The sequence below is a fragment of the Kordia periserrulae genome, assembly GCF_003054265.1.
Lineage (GTDB): Bacteria > Bacteroidota > Bacteroidia > Flavobacteriales > Flavobacteriaceae > Kordia > Kordia periserrulae.
Window position 1 is genome coordinate 1 of the sequence record NZ_QBKT01000001.1, and the last position, 20,791, is coordinate 20,791.

General features: G+C 39.1%; 11 protein-coding genes and 1 tRNA gene. 1 reads left to right on the forward strand and 11 read right to left on the reverse strand.

Features of this window, described 5'->3' with window-relative positions:
* The coding region (locus tag C8N46_RS00005; protein ID WP_211314467.1) for a Calx-beta domain-containing protein at positions 1 to 6,872 on the reverse strand (6,872 nt) is incomplete at its 3' end.
* 285 nt (positions 6,873 to 7,157) lie between these two features.
* On the opposite strand from C8N46_RS00005, the gene C8N46_RS00010 reads away from it, so the two are divergent.
* Positions 7,158 to 8,744 (forward strand): peptide chain release factor 3, encoded by a 1,587-nt coding sequence (locus C8N46_RS00010; protein WP_108112818.1) that lies wholly within the window; start codon positions 7,158 to 7,160, stop codon positions 8,742 to 8,744.
* Between the two features lie 328 nt (positions 8,745 to 9,072).
* Here C8N46_RS00010 and C8N46_RS00015 read toward each other — a convergent pair whose 3' ends face one another.
* From C8N46_RS00015 to C8N46_RS00060, 10 genes are all read right to left on the reverse strand, one after another.
* On the reverse strand, positions 9,073 to 9,381 hold the full coding sequence (locus C8N46_RS00015; protein WP_108112819.1) for a DUF3467 domain-containing protein: 309 nt from the start codon (positions 9,379 to 9,381) through the stop codon (positions 9,073 to 9,075).
* Between the two features lie 2 nt (positions 9,382 to 9,383).
* Positions 9,384 to 13,682: a DNA-directed RNA polymerase subunit beta' gene (gene rpoC / locus C8N46_RS00020; RefSeq protein ID WP_108112820.1), complete on the reverse strand. Its 4,299-nt coding sequence runs from the start codon at positions 13,680 to 13,682 to the stop codon at positions 9,384 to 9,386.
* 65 nt (positions 13,683 to 13,747) lie between these two features.
* A complete protein-coding gene (gene rpoB / locus C8N46_RS00025) occupies positions 13,748 to 17,557 on the reverse strand; it encodes a DNA-directed RNA polymerase subunit beta (RefSeq protein WP_108112821.1) in 3,810 nt (1,269 codons plus the stop codon).
* Positions 17,558 to 17,681: 124 nt separating this feature from the next.
* Positions 17,682 to 18,056: a 50S ribosomal protein L7/L12 gene (rplL, locus tag C8N46_RS00030; RefSeq protein ID WP_108112822.1), complete on the reverse strand. Its 375-nt coding sequence runs from the start codon at positions 18,054 to 18,056 to the stop codon at positions 17,682 to 17,684.
* A 65-nt stretch (positions 18,057 to 18,121) separates the two neighbouring features.
* The gene (gene rplJ / locus C8N46_RS00035) at positions 18,122 to 18,643 is read right to left on the reverse strand and encodes a 50S ribosomal protein L10 (RefSeq protein WP_108112823.1); all 522 of its coding nucleotides are present in this window, start codon (positions 18,641 to 18,643) and stop codon (positions 18,122 to 18,124) included.
* 23 nt (positions 18,644 to 18,666) lie between these two features.
* Entirely contained in the window at positions 18,667 to 19,356 is a 690-nt protein-coding gene (gene rplA / locus C8N46_RS00040) for a 50S ribosomal protein L1 (RefSeq protein WP_108112824.1), read from the reverse strand.
* Between the two features lie 13 nt (positions 19,357 to 19,369).
* Positions 19,370 to 19,807, reverse strand: coding sequence for a 50S ribosomal protein L11 (gene rplK, locus C8N46_RS00045; RefSeq protein ID WP_046746307.1), 438 nt, complete (start codon positions 19,805 to 19,807; stop codon positions 19,370 to 19,372).
* Positions 19,808 to 19,880: 73 nt separating this feature from the next.
* Positions 19,881 to 20,432: a transcription termination/antitermination protein NusG gene (nusG, locus tag C8N46_RS00050; protein WP_108112825.1), complete on the reverse strand. Its 552-nt coding sequence runs from the start codon at positions 20,430 to 20,432 to the stop codon at positions 19,881 to 19,883.
* A gap of 30 nt (positions 20,433 to 20,462) precedes the next feature.
* Positions 20,463 to 20,663, reverse strand: coding sequence for a preprotein translocase subunit SecE (secE, locus tag C8N46_RS00055; protein ID WP_108112826.1), 201 nt, complete (start codon positions 20,661 to 20,663; stop codon positions 20,463 to 20,465).
* Positions 20,664 to 20,679: 16 nt separating this feature from the next.
* Positions 20,680 to 20,752 (reverse strand) — tRNA-Trp (locus tag C8N46_RS00060).
* Positions 20,753 to 20,791: the final 39 nt, after the last annotated feature.

The following is a 20,791-nucleotide window of genomic DNA, read 5'->3' on the forward strand; positions in this document are numbered from 1 at the left end:
GTTCCACTTACGGTAAAGTCCTCGGTTGGTTCGCCTACCAAATCATCGGTGATTGGAACAGATACGTTTACTGTAGTCTGACCCGCTGGAATCGTAGCCGTTACTGTCGTAGTGGTATAATCCGCTGGATCGGTCGCTGAGTTGTCCACCGTAGTGATGCTCACTACCGTATCTACACTGCTTGGATTGTCAATACTTACTGGTACTGATGCCGTGCCGGCATCTTCTGCAACGGTGACATCGCCTATGCTGAAAGCTGGGGTATCATTATCGGTGATGGTCACTATGCCTGTATCACTTGCATTGCTTGTGTTGCCACTTGTAACAGTTCCACTCACGGTAAAGTCCTCGGTTGGTTCGCCTACCAAATCATCGGTGATTGGAACAGATACATTTACTGTAGTCTGACCCGCTGGAATCGTCGCCGTTACTGTCGTAGTGGTATAATCCGCTGGATCGGTTGCTGAGTTATCCACCGTAGTGATGCTCACTACCGTATCCACACTGCTTGGATTGTCGATACTTACTGGTACTGATGCCGTGCCGGCGTCTTCTGCAACGGTGACATCGCCTATGCTGAAAGCTGGGGTATCATTATCGGTGATAGTCACCGTGCCACTATCACTTGCATTACTTGTGTTGCCACTTGTAACAGTTCCACTCACGGTAAAGTCCTCGGTTGGTTCGCCTACCAAATCATCGGTGATTGGAACAGATACATTTACTGTAGTCTGACCCGCTGGAATCGTCGCCGTTACTGTCGTAGTGGTATAATCCGCTGGATCGGTTGCTGAGTTGTCCACCGTAGTGATGCTCACTACCGTATCCACACTGCTTGGATTGTCAATACTTACTGGTACTGATGCCGTGCCTGCGTCTTCTGCAATGGTGACATCGCCTATGCTAAAGCCTGGGGTATCATTATCGGTGATAGTTACTATACCACTATCACTTGCATTGCTTGTGTTGCCACTTACCACAGTTCCACTCACGGTAAAGTCCTCGGTTGGCTCTCCTACCAAATCATCGGTGATTGGAACAGATACGTTTACTGTAGTCTGACCCGCTGGAATTGTCGCGGTTACTGTCGTAGTGGTATAATCCGCTGGATCGGTCGCTGAGTTATCCACCGTAGTGATGCTCACTACCGTATCCACACTGCTTGGATTGTCGATACTTACTGGTACTGATGCCGTGCCAGCGTCTTCTGCAACGGTGACATCGCCTATGCTAAAGCCTGGGGTATCATTATCGGTGATGGTCACTATGCCTGTATCACTTGCATTGCTTGTGTTGCCACTTGTAACAGTTCCACTCACGGTAAAGTCCTCGGTTGGTTCGCCTACCAAATCATCGGTGATTGGAACAGATACATTAACTGTAGTCTGACCCGCTGGAATGGTTGCCGTTACTGTCGTGGTGGTATAATCCGCTGGATCGGTCGCACTGTTGTCCACCGTAGTGATGCTCACTACCGTATCTACACTGCTTGGATTGTCAATACTTACTGGTACTGATACCGTGCCGGCATCTTCTGCAACGGTGACATCGCCTATGCTGAAAGCTGGGGTATCATTATCGGTGATGGTCACTATGCCTGTATCACTTGCATTGCTTGTGTTGCCACTTGTAACAGTTCCACTCACGGTAAAGTCCTCGGTTGGTTCGCCTACCAAATCATCGGTGATTGGAACAGATACATTTACTGTAGTCTGACCCGCTGGAATCGTAGCCGTTACTGTCGTGGTGGTATAATCGTTTGGATCGGTCGCTGAGTTATCCACCGTAGTGATGCTCACTACCGTATCTACACTGCTTGGATTGTCAATACTTACTGGTACTGATGCCGTGCCTGCGTCTTCTGCCACGGTGACATCGCCTATGCTAAAGCCTGGGGTATCATTATCGGTGATGGTCACTATGCCACTATCACTTGCATTACTTGTGTTGCCACTTACCACAGTTCCACTTACTGTAAAGTCCTCGGTTGGCTCGCCTACCAAATCATCGGTGATTGGAACAGATACATTAACTGTAGTCTGACCCGCTGGAATCGTCGCCGTTACTGTCGTAGTGGTATAATCATTTGGATCGGTCGCTGAGTTGTCCACTGTAGTGATGCTCACTACCGTATCTACACTGCTTGGATTGTCAATACTTACTGGTACTGATGCCGTGCCGGCATCTTCTGCAACGGTGACATCGCCTATGCTAAAGCCTGGGGTATCATTATCGGTGATAGTTACTATGCCACTATCACTTGCATTGCTTGTGTTGCCACTTGTAACAGTTCCACTCACGGTAAAGTCCTCGGTTGGCTCGCCTACCAAATCATCGGTAATTGGAACAGATACATTCACTGTAGTCTGACCCGCTGGAATGGTTGCCGTTACTGTCGTGGTGGTATAATCGTTTGGATCGGTCGCTGAGTTATCCACCGTAGTGATGCTCACTACCGTATCTACACTGCTTGGATTGTCAATACTTACTGGTACTGATGCCGTGCCTGCGTCTTCTGCCACGGTGACATCGCCTATGCTAAAGCCTGGGGTATCATTATCGGTGATGGTCACTATGCCACTATCACTTGCATTACTTGTGTTGCCACTTGTAACAGTTCCACTCACGGTAAAGTCCTCGGTTGGTTCGCCTACCAAATCATCGGTGATTGGAACAGATACGTTAACTGTAGTCTGACCCGCTGGAATCGTCGCTGTTACTGTCGTAGTGGTATAATCCGCTGGATCGGTTGCACTGTTATCCACTGTAGTGATGCTCACTACCGTATCCACACTGCTTGGATTGTCGATACTTACTGGTACTGATGCCGTGCCGGCGTCTTCTGCAACGGTGACATCGCCTATGCTAAAGGCTGGTAGGATACATGCAGAGGTATCTCCACTATCTGTTACTGCTACAGTTGTTCCTTGTTGAGCAGAAGATCCGCTTACTTGCGGAATTCCATTACCATCAACATTGTCTCCTAGACTATCGTCTGTTCCTGGATTTACAAGGTCTGTAACTATGAATGTTCCTGCTCCTTCAATAGCATCAGCACAGCCATCACCATCACTATCCGTATCTAAATGATCTGGAATTCCATCTGCATCAGAATTTTGATCAATACAATATGATAGCTCGTATACTTGTAAGGTAATATTATTAGAGCTTACATTGTTTTTTCCAACTTCAATAGTAAAACTTGTTATAGGTCCATCTATACTTAAAGCAATACTATTATTGGGTGCATTCCCTGCTGAAGCAGCACTTACAACACTTTGTCCTGTAAATGTTCCATTAGCTCCAAGGTTTATATCTGTTAAAGTTACTGGAGCAATTACTCCTGAATTTTCCGCACTAAAGTCTGCTCTATCTTGATTGTCTAATCCTCCAAGCTTATAATTAACATTGTATACAGGTTGTGAAAATGTAAAGGTGTATATAGCTGTATCACCATTAGCAAAATCAGTATTGTTTGGTTGAATATCAATTAATTCTCCCGTAACACCAACAGCGGTAGCATTTTGAACACCACTATTCCATGTTGCGCTTCCTTGAAGATCAAAAGTTGCGTTTACATCTACACCATTATATGGATATATATTATTAACAACAACTGGATCGTCCGTGTTATTGTTAAAGGTTTGTCCTAAATCTACAAAACCTGGCGAACAATCAAATTCATCTACGTCTAAGATTCCATCATTATCATCATCAAGATCACAACCATCAGGCACTAAATCTCCGTCATTATCGGCAGTGTCATCGTAGCCATTACATATATCATTTGCATCAACGACTCCGTCATTATCTTGATCACATTGTCCAAAAGCATCAAAAGCGGTATTATCTTGGGAAGTTCCAACTGCTTGACCTGTTGTTGTGTTTACATTATTTGGCACTCCTGTTGACGTATTTACAGGACCATTTAACATGTCGCTCCCATCAACGTCTGCTGCTGTTAAATTGTCACCTCCTTCTATGGCATCAGGACAGCCGTCGCCATCGCTATCTGTATCTAAGAAATCAGGAATGGTATCGTTATCGGTATCAACAACTGCACAAGAATCAAACACAAATTCTAATACATCTGTACCATTTCCGTCAGGTCCTTCACCTGTAACTTCAAATGTTAGGGTACTTACAATTCCGTATACTTGAATACTTCCTGCGGCAGTTCCTAATCCGCCAGAAGTATCAGCATCTCCTGAGAGTACTATTGGTATTCCAGGTCCTAAATCTTGACTCGTTTCTCTGTAGAATTGTTTCGAGTTTACAATCAACTGATTGTTCCCAGAGATTTTTGCCATGGAGAGATTGGCGTTTTGCAGTGTCCAAAGTGATGAGTTGGAAATGTAATCACCAGAAGGTACTTGCGTATTTCCTCCCAATCTGTCAATGTGAATTATTGGGTTGTATGTAGGACTGGCAAAGGTAATGGTTACTGTTCCTACAACTCTGTCGTTACCTGCTGCATCTAGCGGTTCTGCTGAAGTATCCCAAGTTACTGAGAGTTGCAACGAATTGGCTCCTTGAACTGCTGGATCTGAGAAGAACGCACCAGTTGTCATGGTACCATTTGGCGCATAGTTTATAGCTCCACCAGCTGGTATGGTGCTTCCAAAAGTAACGGTATTTGTTCCCGCTGTATTTATGTATGGATTGCTTCCTGTCCAAGAACCTGAAGTTAAATCACGAGAAACACATACGTTTTCATTATCATCAATGATTCCGTCGTTGTCGTTATCAATATCAATATTATCTGTAACACCATCGCCATCTGTATCAACTGATGAAGAAGCCGAACATGTTGCAGGAGGCGTTACTGTTACATCTACCAATTGACAGGTAGCATCTGCGTCGTCTGTTACTGTAAATACAATGTTTCCGCCAGAAATTGGAAATGGTCCGAATTGAACAGGCGTATTGTATGAAATATTTGCTTGAGAAATGTCTCCAGAAACGGTGTATGAAGGTCCTAAGAAATCTCCTGACGGACTAATATAGAAGCTAAATGTATCGTCAGAATCGTCAAAAGGTGTTCCGTTGTCATTACAGAATACGGAGGTTACCGAAGCCGTGTCTAAACCACATACATCGCAGGCTACTGAGTTTCCTGCATTGGTGACAGCTACGTTGGTACCTGTATATCCACCTTGTCCTGTAACTCGTCCATCTGCTGGATTTACGGTTACAGGCGAAGTTCCGAGCACACCATCATCATCGTCATCGGTGTGTCCTGCTTCTAATGCATCTGCACAGCCGTCGCCATCACTGTCAGTATCGAGTGAATCTATAATTCCGTCATTATCTGTATCTAAACTTGCACAAACACCGTTAAAATTTAACGCACAGTAGTCAGCATCTTGATAGTTTATTGTTCCGTCGCCATCGGCATCGCCACTTGGATCATCTGACAAACAGCTAAAAGGATTTGTAACAATAGTGTTTACCAAAAAGTTATCTGACTGCGAGAAGGTAGTTGTATCCGTTGGCGAACCAAACGTTCTGTTTACAACGATAACGCCGTCAACTAATATTCTATATGAGTTTCCTTGAATTCCGTCTCCGAAGGTATCCGTAATTGAGAAGAAATAGTTGCCGTTTTCGGTAACAGTTATGTCTTGAGAAACCGTTACATTTCCTGTTCCGTATGTTCCTGTGGGTTGACTAGCTATTGGAGTGCCTCCTAGTGATAACGACCAACCTACTTCTGTTGAAAATTGGTCTAAATCGATTTCAATTCGTATTACTGAATCTGGGTTTAATGGTACAGGATTTGTTCCACACAATTCTTGTGTATCTAAAATTCCGTCATTATCATCATCTTCGTCTACTAAGTCATTTACACCATCACCATCAGAATCTGGTGGAGACGTTGTTACTGTTAGTGTAGCTTCGTTTGAAGTTGCTCGTAAGCTTTGACCGTCTTGTGTATAATCATCTTGAACGGTATAATTTAACGTGGCATCACCAAAAAAACCTGCATTTGGTGTAAATGTTACCACACCGTTAGCATCTACACTCCAGCTTCCTTCTGCGGTTGTGTTGGTATTTTGGATACCTGCAGTTCCTGGATCTAAATCTACGGTTGAATTGACAATACTTCCATCAAAATCAACATCTGTAGAAACTACGTTGAAAGATACTGGAGTTTCAAAAGCTGTGGTAGTACTATTATCATCCGCTACAGGAACGGTATTGATAGCATTGAGCGAAACCGATAGGTTTACCGATTCTAAGTTCGCCGTATTATTCCCCATATTGGCTCCTGGGCTAAAAGTAAACGTTCTACTTGTAGCGGCAGCTGTAAAACGAAAACGGGAAGTTTGCCATGTTTCCTGACCTGTTTGTGTAATATTTATTTGACCAAAGCCTTGAATTTGTACTTGATAGAAATCTATGTATTGCGGACTGTATGTCGGCGCTAAGGTAGAATTCGAATAAATGACCAGTTCATACGTTCTTCCTATGGTTAACCCCGTAATTGTTGTTGTGATAGATTCTTCTACAGCCAATGTACCAACGTCTCGTACCGTGATCCATGTAGTGTGCCCATTTGGAGGTAGTGGCACTGGCGCATTTGTCCATGTTTCTCCTTCTCCCAAACCAGCTCCTGGTCCGGCTACCGTAGTAGAATTTGACACATCGGGTGTTCCGCCTGTATCTGCCCATCCTGGAGGTGCACAATTCCCACATGGAGTTGCTTGTCCGTTGGTAGGTGAAATATTTTGCGAAAACGATTGATTGAATAGTACTGAAAATAGCATTGCAAAAAGCAATAAGCTCATTTTCATTTTTTCAAAAGAAGCAAAATGCAATCCACAGAGCGTAATCCCCTCTACAGATTGTCTACGAGTAGTTTTGGTCATTCTAGTACATTTAAGGCCGTTAAGGAAAAAAATTGAATTAGATTTCCTTAACACTTTTTAACAAATATATTTGTTGCTAACAACATATACGCAGTGCATGCTATGAAAGGTTTTCTTTTTTCGTTGAAACATATAATAATTTCGTTAAAATGCACTGTCTGTTTTTTTAACACAAATACTTCATTTTTAGCAATAAATAGCACTTTTTCATATAAAATATGTACTTAATTTTCTGCTTTTTTTTGATATAAAAATGATATTTTTGCCCTCGATTAAATACTTCAAATGAACATACAAAAAGAAATACACAAACGAAGAACTTTTGGGATTATTTCGCATCCAGATGCGGGGAAAACAACGCTTACGGAAAAGTTACTTTTGTTTGGTGGAGCTATACAGGAAGCAGGTGCCGTAAAGAATAATAAAATTAAAAAAGGAGCTACGAGTGACTTTATGGAAATTGAGCGTCAACGTGGAATTTCGGTAGCGACTTCTGTATTAGCATTTATTTATAAAGACAAGAAAATCAATATTTTAGATACGCCTGGTCACAAGGATTTTGCCGAAGATACGTTCCGTACGTTGAGTGCTGTAGATAGCGTTATTGTGGTGATTGATGTTGCCAAAGGTGTGGAGGAACAAACCGAAAAACTAGTAGAAGTTTGTCGCATGCGTAAGATTCCGATCATCGTTTTTATTAATAAATTGGATAGAGAAGGAAAAGATGCGTTTGATTTGCTAGATGAAGTAGAGCAAAAATTAGGACTGCGCGTAACGCCATTGAGTTTCCCTATTGGTATGGGCTATGATTTTAGAGGAATTTACAATATTTGGGAGAAGAATATTAATTTGTTTTCCGGCGAAAACAAACAAACCATTTCAGAAGCCATTCATTTTGAAGATGTTAACAATCCGGAATTGGAAACATATATTGGTGAAACTGCCGCAGAAACATTGCGTGAAGAGTTGGAATTGGTATATGAAGTGTATCCTGATTTTGATAGAGAAGCGTATTTGAAAGGCGAGTTACAACCTGTATTTTTTGGCTCTGCGTTGAATAATTTTGGCGTACGCGAATTACTAGATTGTTTTGTGGAAATTGCACCAAGTCCGCAACCAAAAATGTCTGACGAGCGCTTGGTAGCACCGCAAGAAAACGATTTTTCTGGTTTTGTGTTTAAGATTCATGCGAATATGGATCCGAAGCATCGTGATCGATTGGCGTTTGTGAAAATTGTTTCAGGTGTTTTTAAACGAAATACACCGTATTTGCATGTACGATTGGATAAGAATTTAAAATTTTCAAGTCCAAACGCTTTTTTTGCTGAGAAAAAACAGATTGTAGACGAGTCGTTTCCAGGTGATATTGTTGGTTTGCACGACACTGGAAATTTTAAAATTGGTGATACACTAACTGCTGGTGAACAGTTGAATTATAAAGGTGTTCCAAGCTTTTCGCCAGAGCATTTTAGATATATTAATAATGCAGATCCGATGAAATCCAAGCAGTTATACAAAGGAATCAATCAGTTGATGGATGAAGGTGTAGCACAATTATTCACATTGGATTTGAACGGTAGAAAAGTAATTGGAACCGTTGGAGCGCTTCAATATGAAGTGATTCAATATCGTTTAGAGCATGAATATGGTGCGAAATGTTCGTATGAAAATTTGAACGTTCACAAAGCGTGTTGGGTAGAAGTTAAGGATAAAAAAGATCCTGAGTTTTTAGATTTTAAACGTGTAAAACAAAAATTTTTAGCGCGCGATAAGGAAAATAAATTGGTCTTTTTAGCCGATTCTGCTTTTTCATTACAAATGACACAGCAAAAATATCCAAACATCAAATTCCATTTTACGAGTGAGTTTTAGTATGAAACTTAAAGATTAAATAATTGAAAGATTAAAAGATTATTTTCTCAAAAAATCATTTTAAAGCTTTTTCAGCTATTTTCCATACACAAGACGCTAAATTATATTAGTGTCTTTTTTTTATGCTTTAAAATTAAAATATGAAGGTCTAATTTTATAAGGTAATTATTAAAATCTATTCTTTATTTTTTTTAATCGATTTTAATAATACCTAAAAATTGTTTTGTTTTGTTCTAAAAACTTATTTTCAAAATGTTCTCGACTGCGAACTGACATTGAATTATACAAAAAACAAAAAACCTCAATTCGAAAATTGAGGTTTTTTATGTTATGCTTCTCCCGTTGGACCGAAATTCATCGGAATGGGCGCTTGTTCAAATTCTTTGATTTGTCCATGAGCTTGTTCAAAGCGATGTATGTTTTCACCCAATGCTTTCATTAATCGTTTTGCATGTTGTGGTGTCAACACAATTCTAGATTTCACTTTTGCCTTTGGTCTCCCTGGCATAATATTTACAAAATCTACCACAAATTCAGTCGCTGAGTGATTGATGATTGCTAAATTGGAATAGGTTCCTTCTGCAATCGCTTCATCCAACTCAATGTTGATTTGCTTATCGTTTGGTGTATCGCTCATTATTAAAAGTTTATTTCATGCTTCGCTGCCATGATTTCGTTGTATTCTTCTTTTGAACCTACAATGATATCATCGTACTTACGCATTCCTGTTCCTGCTGGAATTTTGTGTCCAACAATTACATTTTCTTTTAATCCTTCTAATTCGTCTACTTTACCACTTACTGCTGCTTCGTTCAATACTTTAGTCGTTTCTTGGAACGATGCCGCAGAGATAAATGATTTCGTTTGTAATGAAGCTCTAGTAATCCCTTGTAAGATTGGTGTTGCCGTTGCTGGCACTACGTCTCTTGCGGTTACTAATTGCTTGTCAGCTCTTCTCAACAAGGAGTTTTCGTCTCTCAATTCTCTTGGCGAAACAATTTGTCCTGGTTTGAAGTTTTCTGATTCACCTGCATCTTCAATTACTTTTTGACCGTAAAGGTTATCGTTCTCTGTAATGAAATCATCTTTGTGGATTAGTTGATTTTCTAAGAAAATCGTATCTCCTGGATCATCAATTCGTACTTTACGCATCATTTGACGAACAATTACCTCAAAGTGCTTGTCATTAATTTTCACCCCTTGTAAACGATATACTTCTTGTACTTCATTTACTAAGTACTGCTGTACTGCAGAAGGTCCTTTGATATTTAAGATATCGTTTGGTGTAATGGAACCATCAGAAAGTGGCATACCTGCACGTACATAATCGTTCTCTTGAACTAAGATTTGGTTGGAAAGTTTTACTAAGTATTTTCTAACATCGCCAAATTTAGATTCTACAATAATCTCACGGTTACCTCTTTTGATTTTACCGAAAGATACTACACCATCAATTTCAGACACTACTGCTGGGTTAGAAGGGTTACGCGCTTCAAACAATTCTGTTACACGTGGTAAACCTCCTGTAATATCTCCAGACTTTGCTGATTTACGAGGTATTTTTACTAAAATTTTACCAACTTTAATCTTTTCATTATCATCTACCATTAAGTGCGAACCTACTGGTAAGTTGTATGAACGTTGTACTTCACCTTTGGTATTTAAAATGTGAAGTGTTGGAATTAATTTTTTATTTCTTGATTCTGAAATTACTTTCTCTTGGAATCCTGTTTGCTCGTCAATTTCAACTTGATACGTAACACCTTGTTCTACGTTTTCATATTGAATTTTTCCTGCAAATTCAGAGATAATTACACCGTTATATGGATCCCATTGACAAATTGCTTGTCCTTTTTCGATTTCGTCACCATCTTTAATAAAGATTGAAGAACCGTAAGGAATATTGTTTGTACTTAATGTAATTCCAGTTTTCTTATCAATAACTTTAACTTCAGACGTACGAGAAATTACAATGTCAGACATTTTTCCATCTGCATTTTCTCCTTGTACAGTTTTCAATTCTTCGATTTCTACAATACCTGCAAATTTCGCTTTCAATTGATTTTCCTCAGAAATGTTACTTGCTGTTCCTCCCATGTGGAATGTACGAAGCGTTAACTGCGTACCTGGCTCACCAATAGACTGTGCAGCAACTACTCCAACAGCTTCTCCAATTTGAACCATTTTGTTTGTAGAAAGGTTACGTCCGTAACATTTAGCACAGATTCCTTTTGGTGCTTCACACGTTAATGGCGAACGCACTTCTACAGTTTCTACTGAAGAATCTTCAATAGCATCTGCAATGTCTTCTGAAATTTCTTTCCCAGCTTCTACCAATAATTTTTCTGATATTGGATCATAAACATCGTGAAGAGAAACTCTACCTAAGATACGTTCTTTTAATGGCTCTACTACTTCTTCACTCTTCTTCAATGCTTCTACTTCAACACCACGTAAGGTTTCACAATCGTGAATATTTACAATAACATCTTGAGAAACATCTACTAAACGACGTGTTAAGTATCCTGCATCGGCAGTTTTTAATGCGGTATCGGCGAGACCTTTACGCGCACCGTGCGTAGAAATAAAGTATTCTAAGATTGAAAGTCCTTCTTTAAAGTTAGAAAGAATTGGGTTTTCAATAATTTCTCCACCACCTGCAGTCGATTTTTTCGGTTTCGCCATCAATCCACGCATACCAGTTAACTGACGAATTTGCTCTTTAGAACCACGCGCTCCAGAATCAAGCATCATATACACAGAGTTAAATCCTTGTTGGTCTTCACTAATGTGTTTCATTGACAATTCTGTCAAATTCGCGTTGGTTGTAGTCCATTTGTCAATTACCTGATTGTAACGTTCGTTGTTGGTAATTAATCCCATGTTATAGTTCATGGTAATGGCATCTACTTCTTTATTCGCTTTGTCAATCAACGTTTGCTTTTCTTCTGGAATGATGATATCACCTAAACTGAATGATAATCCACCACGGAAAGCAAATCCGTATCCAAGACTCTTAATATCATCTAAGAACGCAGATGTTGTTGGAATATCTGTCACTTTCAGAATTCGTCCAATGATGTTACGTAATGATTTTTTCGTCAATACTTCATTGATAAACCCTGCTTGTGGTGGTACTTTTTCGTTGAAAAGTACACGTCCAACAGTTGTATCTATAATTTGCGGAACCAATTCGCCTGCCTCATTAAAGTCAATTGCTCTAATTTTGATAGACGCGTTGAGTTCTACTTTTTTCTCGTTGTATGCCATTACTACTTCTTCCGAAGAGTAGAATGTCAATCCTTCACCTACAATTTTCTTTTCAGGAGTCGATTTACGCAACTTGGTCATATAGTATAAACCTAATACCATGTCTTGAGAAGGTACCGTAATTGGCGAACCATTTGCTGGATTCAGAATGTTTTGAGAAGCCAACATTAATAATTGTGCTTCTAAAATTGCTTCTGGTCCTAATGGTAAATGCACCGCCATCTGGTCACCATCAAAATCGGCGTTGAAGGCTGTACACGCTAATGGGTGTAACTGAATTGCTTTTCCTTCAATTAATTTTGGCTGGAAAGCCTGAATTCCTAAACGGTGAAGCGTAGGAGCACGGTTTAGTAATACTGGATGTCCTTTAATTACGTTATCCAAAATATCCCAAACTACTGGCTCTTTTTTGTCTATAATTTTCTTTGCAGATTTTACAGTTTTTACAATCCCTCTTTCAATTAATTTACGAATTACGAAAGGCTTGTATAATTCTGCTGCCATGTTTTTTGGCAATCCACATTCGTATAATTTTAATTCTGGACCAACCACAATTACCGAACGTGCTGAATAATCCACACGTTTACCCAATAAGTTTTGACGGAAACGTCCTTGCTTACCTTTTAAGGAATCGGATAATGATTTTAATGGTCTGTTAGAATCTGTTTTTACTGCAGATGATTTACGCGTGTTATCAAATAAGGAATCTACCGATTCTTGAAGCATACGCTTCTCGTTACGCAAGATTACTTCAGGAGCTTTGATCTCCATTAATCGCTTTAAACGGTTGTTTCTGATGATGACACGACGGTATAAATCGTTCAAATCAGAGGTTGCAAAACGACCACCATCTAATGGTACTAACGGACGTAATTCTGGCGGAATTACAGGCACCACTTTCATAATCATCCACTCAGGACGATTTTCGCGGTTTTTGTTTGCATCACGTAATGATTCAACAACTTGTAAACGCTTTAATGCTTCTGTTTTACGTTGCTTAGACGTTTCGTTGTTTGCTTTGTGTCTTAATTCGAATGATAATTCATTCAAGTTGATTCTAGACAACAATTCAATCAAACATTCAGCTCCCATTTTAGCGATAAACTTGTTAGGGTCTGTATCGTCTAAGTATTGATTTTCTTGCGGAAGCGATTCTAAGATATTCAAGTATTCTTCTTCTGTTAAGAAATCCATTTTCTGAACATCTTCTCCAGCTTCGTTTTTAGCATTACCTGGCTGAATTACTACATAACGCTCGTAGTAAATAATCATATCTAATTTCTTAGATGGTAATCCTAAAAGGTATCCTATTTTGTTTGGTAACGAACGGAAATACCAAATGTGTGCAACTGGCACTACTAAGTTGATATGACCAACTCGGTCTCTACGTACTTTCTTTTCAGTTACTTCCACACCACATCTATCACAAACGATTCCTTTGTAACGAATTCGCTTGTATTTTCCACAGGCACATTCGTAATCCTTCACAGGACCAAAGATACGCTCACAGAATAATCCGTCGCGCTCTGGTTTGTGCGTACGATAGTTAATTGTTTCAGGTTTTAATACTTCTCCTTTCGAAGCCGCTAAAATAGACTCCGGAGAGGCTAACCCTATTGAGATTTTGTTAAATCTCTTTACAGTATTCTTATCTTTATTTCTTGCCATACTAATGGTGATATGAATTATGTGTAATTGTAGCCGTGCAACTTGCGTTACACGGCGATTTTATTTTATTCCTCTAATCTGATGTCTAATCCAAGACCTTTCAATTCATGCATTAATACATTGAATGATTCAGGTAATCCTGGCTCTGGCATTGGCTCTCCTTTTACGATTGATTCGTATGTTTTGGCTCTACCAATGACATCATCAGATTTTACAGTCAGTATTTCTCTTAGTGTACTAGATGCACCGTATGCTTCTAGTGCCCAAACTTCCATTTCTCCAAAACGCTGACCTCCAAATTGTGCTTTACCACCTAATGGTTGCTGCGTAATTAATGAGTAAGGACCGATAGAACGTGCGTGCATTTTATCATCAACCATGTGACCTAATTTCAGCATGTAAATGATACCTACCGTTGCTGGTTGGTCAAAACGCTCTCCTGTTCCACCATCGTAAAGATACGTGTGTCCAAATCTTGGAATTCCTGCTTCGTCAGTGATTTCGTTGATTTGGTCAAGAGATGCTCCATCAAAGATTGGCGTTGCATAGTTGCGACCTAGTTTTTCTCCTGCCCATCCTAATACCGTTTCATATATCTGACCGATATTCATACGAGAAGGTACACCTAATGGATTTAATACAATGTCAACTGGCGTTCCGTCTTCCAAGAAAGGCATATCTTCTTGACGAACGATACGCGCTACGATACCTTTGTTACCGTGACGTCCTGCCATCTTATCACCTACTTTTAGTTTACGCTTTTTCGCGATATACACTTTTGCAAGTTTTAAGATTCCTGCTGGTAATTCGTCACCCACAGAGATGGTAAATTTATCTCTACGTAAGGCTCCTTGAAGGTCGTTCAATTTGATTTTGTAGTTGTGTACTAAATCTGCAATTGCACTGTTTGTATCGTCATCAGTAGTCCAAGTTCCTCCTGTTAAGTGTGCGTAGTCTTCTACAGCATTTAACATTTTTAACGTGAACTTTTTCCCTTTTGGCAATACTTCTTCTCCTAAATCGTTTTGAACTCCTTGCGACGTTTTTCCGTTGACAATCGTGAATAATTTTTCAATTAAAACACCTCTCAATTCTTCAAACTTCGTTGCATATTCAAGCTCAAGCGTTGCAATTTCTTCTTTGTCTTTTGCACGTTTACGCTTGTCTTTGATTGCTCTAGAGAATAATTTTTTATTGATTACAACTCCGTGTAATGATGGAGATGCTTTTAGTGATGCATCTTTTACATCACCGGCTTTATCACCAAAGATTGCACGTAGTAATTTTTCTTCTGGAGTTGGATCTGATTCTCCTTTTGGTGTAATTTTACCAATTAAGATATCACCAGGTTTTACTTCTGCTCCAATACGAATCATTCCGTGCTCGTCTAAGTCTTTTGTAGCTTCTTCCGAAACGTTTGGAATGTCGTTAGTCAATTCTTCCGCTCCTAGTTTTGTATCTCTCACATCCATTGAGTATTCGTCAATGTGAATAGACGTGAAGATATCTTCACGAACTACTTTTTCAGAGATTACAATTGCATCCTCAAAGTTGTATCCTTTCCATGGCATGAAGGCAACTTTCATGTTACGCCCAAGTGCTAGTTCTCCTTTTTGAGTTGCATATCCTTCACAAAGTACTTGTCCTTTTTTCACTCGGTCACCACGTCTTACGATAGGCTTTAAGTTGATAGACGTACTTTGGTTGGTTTTACGGAATTTGATTAAGTTATATGTTTTAGAATCACCGTCAAAGCTCACCAATCGTTCTTCATCGGTACGATCGTACTTGATAGTGATTTTATCTGCATCCACGTATTCTACTACTCCGTCGCCTTCTGCATTTACCAATACTCTTGAATCAGATGCTACTTGGCGCTCTAATCCTGTTCCTACGATTGGTGCTTGCGGACGTAATAATGGTACTGCTTGACGCATCATGTTTGATCCCATCAATGCACGGTTTGCATCATCGTGCTCCAAGAATGGAATTAACGATGCAGAGATAGAAGCGATTTGGTTTGGTGCCACGTCTGTATATTGAATTTCAGACGGAGACACTACAGGGAAATCACCTTCTTCACGCGCAATTACTTTGTCTACGTTGATTGTACCATCTTCCTTCAATGGAATGTTTGCTTGCGCAATTTTCATTCCTTCTTCTTCTTCGGCACTTAAATATGAGAACTCGTTGATGTCTACTTTTCCATTTTCTACTTTACGGTATGGTGTTTCTAAGAATCCCATGGAGTTTACTTTCGCAAATACTCCCAAAGAAGAAATCAAACCAATGTTTGGTCCTTCAGGTGTTTCAATTGGACATAAACGACCGTAATGTGTATAGTGAACGTCACGCACCTCAAAACCTGCTCTTTCACGTGAAAGTCCTCCAGGTCCTAAAGCCGATAAACGACGTTTGTGTGTAATTTCAGCTAATGGATTTGTTTGGTCCATGAACTGTGATAACTGATTCGTTCCGAAGAATGAATTAATTACAGAGGATAACGTTTTCGCATTAATCAAATCGATTGGCGTAAATACTTCGTTATCTCTTACGTTCATACGCTCGCGAATGGTTCTTGCCATACGCGCTAAACCAACACCGAATTGTTGTGCTAATTGTTCTCCTACGGTACGAACACGTCTGTTAGATAAGTGATCAATATCATCAATTTCCGCTTTAGAGTTAATCAACTCAATTAAGTATTTGATGATAGTGATGATATCTTCTTTTGTTAGTACTTGCTTATCCATATCGATATTCAAGCCTAACTTTTTGTTCATACGGTAACGACCTACACCACCAAGATTGTAACGTTGGTCAGAGAAAAATAATTTATCTATAATACCACGTGCCGTTTCCTCATCTGGCGGTTCAGCATTACGTAATTGTCTATAGATATGTTCTACGGCTTCTTTTTCAGAGTTCGTAGGGTCTTTTTGTAATGTATTATGTATGATTGCATAGTCACCAGCTTGATTTTCTTCTTTGTGTAAAAGAATTGTTTTTACGCCAGCATCTACGATTTCTTCTATATGTTCCTTTTCTAAGATTGTATCACGGTCTAATACAATTTCGTTACGTTCAATAGATACTACTTCTCCAGTATCTTCATCAACGAAATCTTCGTGCCATGTATTTAATACACGAGCAGCCAATTTACGACCCAATACTTTTTTCAGTCCACTTTTAGATACTTTCACTTCTTCTGCAAGGTCAAAGATTTCAAGAATATCTTTATCACTTTCGAAACCGATGGCTCTAAATAATGTGGTAACTGGTAATTTTTTCTTTCTATCAATATAGGCGTACATCACGCTATTGATATCTGTAGCAAATTCTATCCAAGAACCCTTAAAAGGAATTACTCTGGCAGAATATAGCTTAGTTCCATTGGCATGGAATGATTGTCCAAAGAACACTCCTGGCGAACGGTGCAATTGAGAAACTACGACACGCTCAGCTCCATTGATACAGAATGTTCCACTAGGCGTCATATACGGAATGGTTCCTAAATAAACATCTTGTACAATAGTTTCGAAGTCTTCATGTTCAGGATCGGTACAGTATAGCTTTAAACGTGCTTTTAACGGCACACTATATGTTAATCCTCTTTCGATACATTCTTGAATGTTGTATCGTGGTGGGTCGACGAAGTAATCAAGGAATTCTAATACGAATTGATTACGAGTGTCTGTAATTGGAAAGTTTTCTTGGAAGGTGTTGTATAATCCTTCTTCGCCACGCTCTTCTGATTTCGTTTCTAATTGAAAGAAATCTTGGAATGATTTGATTTGAATATCTAAGAAATCTGGATATTCTGGTGTGTGTTGTGCCGAGGCGAAATTTAATCTTTCAGTCTGATTTATGGACATCAATGGACAATATTATGATTAAAATAAAATAAAATAAAACGTGTTCACGCTTATATACACAAAAGGGTTTAGGTCTTAGGGACGCTCCCAAAGACCTAAACCAAGTTTTCTTAGCTTGGTAAGCTTACTTAAGCTCAACCTCAGCTCCTGCTTCTTCTAAAGATGCTTTAAGACCTTCAGCCTCGTCTTTAGATACTCCTTCTTTGATTGGAGCTGGTGCAGAATCAACGATTCCTTTAGCCTCTTTAAGACCTAAACCTGTTAATTCTTTTACTAATTTAACTACTGCTAATTTAGAACCACCTGCAGCTTTTAAGATTACGTCAAACTCAGTTTGCTCATCTCCACCACCGTCTCCGTCAGTTGGAGCAGCAACAGCAACTGCAGCTGCAGCAGCAGGCTCAATACCGTACTCAGTTTTTAATATATCTGCTAATTCGTTAACTTCTTTTACTGTTAAGTTAACTAATTGTTCTGCGAATTCTTTTAAATCTGCCATTTTCTATCGTTTTAAAATAATGTTTTTGTTAAATATTTGTTTTGTTAAGTGCGTACTTTATTGAATTATCTTTCAGATAATGTTTTTAAGATACCTGCTAATTTTCCACCACCAGATTGAAGTGCAGAAACAACGTTCTTCGCAGGAGATTGTAATAATCCAACAATTTCTCCAATAAGCTCTTCTCTAGATTTGATGTCAACTAACGCATCTAATTGATCATCTCCAACGTAAACCGCAGATTCGATGAAAGCACCTTTTAAAAGAGGTTTTTGCGCTTTCTTTTTCTTTCTGAATTCCTTGATTAATTTCGCAGGAGCGTTTCCAGTTTCTGACAACATTAATGAAGTGTTTCCTTTTAATACTTCAGGAAGTTCTCCGAAATCTTTATCAGAAGCTTCCATTGCCTTCGCAAGCAATGTGTTCTTGATTACTGCAAGTTTGATATTACTTTTGAAACATGCTCTACGTAAGTCTGAAGTTGCTTCAGCATTTAAACCAGAGATATCTGTTAAGTAAATATTTGTATTTTCAGCTAACTGTGCAGTTAATTCTTCTATTACTACTGATTTTTCTTCTTTAGTCATGATAAAATCTTTTTAACTACCAATTAAACTGTTTTAGGATCAACAGCTATACTTGGGCTCATTGTACTAGACATATAAACACTCTTAATGTATGTACCTTTTGCCGCAGTTGGCTTTAATTTGATTAATGTTTGTAATAATTCAGCTGCGTTTCCTTCTAACTTATCTGGTGAGAATGATGCTTTTCCAATGGCTGCATGAACGATTCCAGTTTTATCAACTTTAAAGTCAATTTTACCAGCTTTTACTTCACTTACAGCTTTTGCTACATCCATTGTTACTGTACCAGTTTTTGGGTTTGGCATTAATCCTCTTGGCCCTAAAATTCTACCTAAAGGTCCTAATTTACCCATTACGCTTGGCATAGTGATGATAACATCAACATCTGTCCAACCTCCTTTGATTTTTTGAAGGTAATCGTCTAATCCAACAAAGTCAGCTCCTGCTTCTTGCGCTTCCGCTTCTTTGTCTGGAGTTACCAATGCTAAAACTTTTACATCTTTCCCTGTTCCGTGTGGTAATGTTACAACACCACGAACCATTTGATTTGCTTTACGTGGATCAACTCCTAATCGTACCGCAAGATCTACAGATGCATCAAATTTTACATTTGTTATTTCTTTCACTAAGCTTGATGCTTCACTGATAGAATACAATTTGTTTCTATCAATTTTAGCCAAAGCTTCTTTTTGCTTTTTTGTTACTCGTGCCATTTGTTCTTACGATTTAAAAAGGTTTATCACCAGATACTGTTAATCCCATAGATCTTGCAGTTCCTGCAACCATACTCATTGCTGATTCAACTGTAAATGCGTTTAAATCTTGCATTTTGTCTTCAGCAATCGCTTTTACTTGTTCCCAAGTTACGCTTGCTACCTTTTTACGGTTTGGTTCTCCTGATCCTTTTTTAATCTTTGCCGCTTCCATAAGCTGAACTGCCGCTGGCGCTGTTTTCACTACAAAGTCAAACGACTTGTCTTTGTATACAGAAATAACAACTGGAACTACCTTCCCTTGCTTATCTTGAGTTCTCGCATTAAACTGCTTACAGAACTCCATGATATTCACTCCGGCAGCACCTAAAGCGGGTCCAACCGGTGGCGACGGATTCGCTGCACCTCCCCTAACTTGTAGCTTAACTACTTTACTTAATTCTTTTGCCATTTTCTTGTTTTTGATTTCGCAGCACTTCTTTGATTGGAAGCTAAAAAAGCACTACTTATATAATGTGTAACAATTATATTTTTTCTACTTGCATGTAACTTAGTTCTAATGGAGTTTTTCTTCCAAAAATTTTCACCATTACTTCTAACTTACGTTTTTCTTCATTGATTTTTTCAACAGTTCCATTGAATCCATTGAAAGGTCCATCAATTACTTTTACTGTTTCTCCTAATGTAAATGGAATCGCAACATTATCAGTCTTCACAGTCAATTCATCCACTTTACCTAACATTCTATTTACTTCTGACTGTCGCAATGGAACTGGATCTCCGCCTTTTACTTCTCCCAAGAAACCAATTACATTCGTTACCGATTTGATAACGTGTGTCACTTCACCAGCTAAATTCGCTTTAATCATAATGTAACCTGGGAAATATACTCTTTCCTTGTTTACTTTTTTGCCATTGCGAATTTGAATTACTTTCTCAGTAGGAACTAATACTTCTTCCACATAGTCTTCAAGACCTAATCTAGCTATTTCAGTTTCGATATAGTTCTTAACTTTATTTTCCTGCCCACTGACAGCTCTCACAACATACCATTTCTTTACATTAGAATCCGCCATAATTTTATTCAATAGTTTTGAGAGTGATTATTAAATTCCTAATACTAATTTATATATAGAACTTAGCAGCCATGCAAATGCTTCATCTACTCCCCAAATAGCCAATGAGAAAATTATAGAGAACACTGCCACAACAATGGTTAAACGTTGTGCTTCAGCCCAAGGTGTCCATGTGACATTTGTTCTTAATTCTTCGAAAGATTCTTTTACGTAACTTACTATACCAGCCATATTGCGATGTTATTAGCACGGGTTGAGAGACTCGAACTCCCGACACCTGGTTTTGGAGACCAGTGCTCTACCAACTGAGCTAAACCCGTATTTCATAAAAAGGCGTCCCGAATAACGGGACACCTCTT

Coding starts and splice junctions, on each gene's coding strand:
- C8N46_RS00010 (WP_108112818.1), top strand. CDS start 7,158: ATGAACATACAAAAAGAAATACACAAACGAAGAACTTTTGGGATTATT.
- C8N46_RS00015 (WP_108112819.1), bottom strand. CDS start 9,381: ATGAGCGATACACCAAACGATAAGCAAATCAACATTGAGTTGGATGAA.
- rpoC (WP_108112820.1), bottom strand. CDS start 13,682: ATGGCAAGAAATAAAGATAAGAATACTGTAAAGAGATTTAACAAAATC.
- rpoB (WP_108112821.1), bottom strand. CDS start 17,557: ATGTCCATAAATCAGACTGAAAGATTAAATTTCGCCTCGGCACAACAC.
- rplL (WP_108112822.1), bottom strand. CDS start 18,056: ATGGCAGATTTAAAAGAATTCGCAGAACAATTAGTTAACTTAACAGTA.
- rplJ (WP_108112823.1), bottom strand. CDS start 18,643: ATGACTAAAGAAGAAAAATCAGTAGTAATAGAAGAATTAACTGCACAG.
- rplA (WP_108112824.1), bottom strand. CDS start 19,356: ATGGCACGAGTAACAAAAAAGCAAAAAGAAGCTTTGGCTAAAATTGAT.
- rplK (WP_046746307.1), bottom strand. CDS start 19,807: ATGGCAAAAGAATTAAGTAAAGTAGTTAAGCTACAAGTTAGGGGAGGT.
- nusG (WP_108112825.1), bottom strand. CDS start 20,432: ATGGCGGATTCTAATGTAAAGAAATGGTATGTTGTGAGAGCTGTCAGT.
- secE (WP_108112826.1), bottom strand. CDS start 20,663: ATGGCTGGTATAGTAAGTTACGTAAAAGAATCTTTCGAAGAATTAAGA.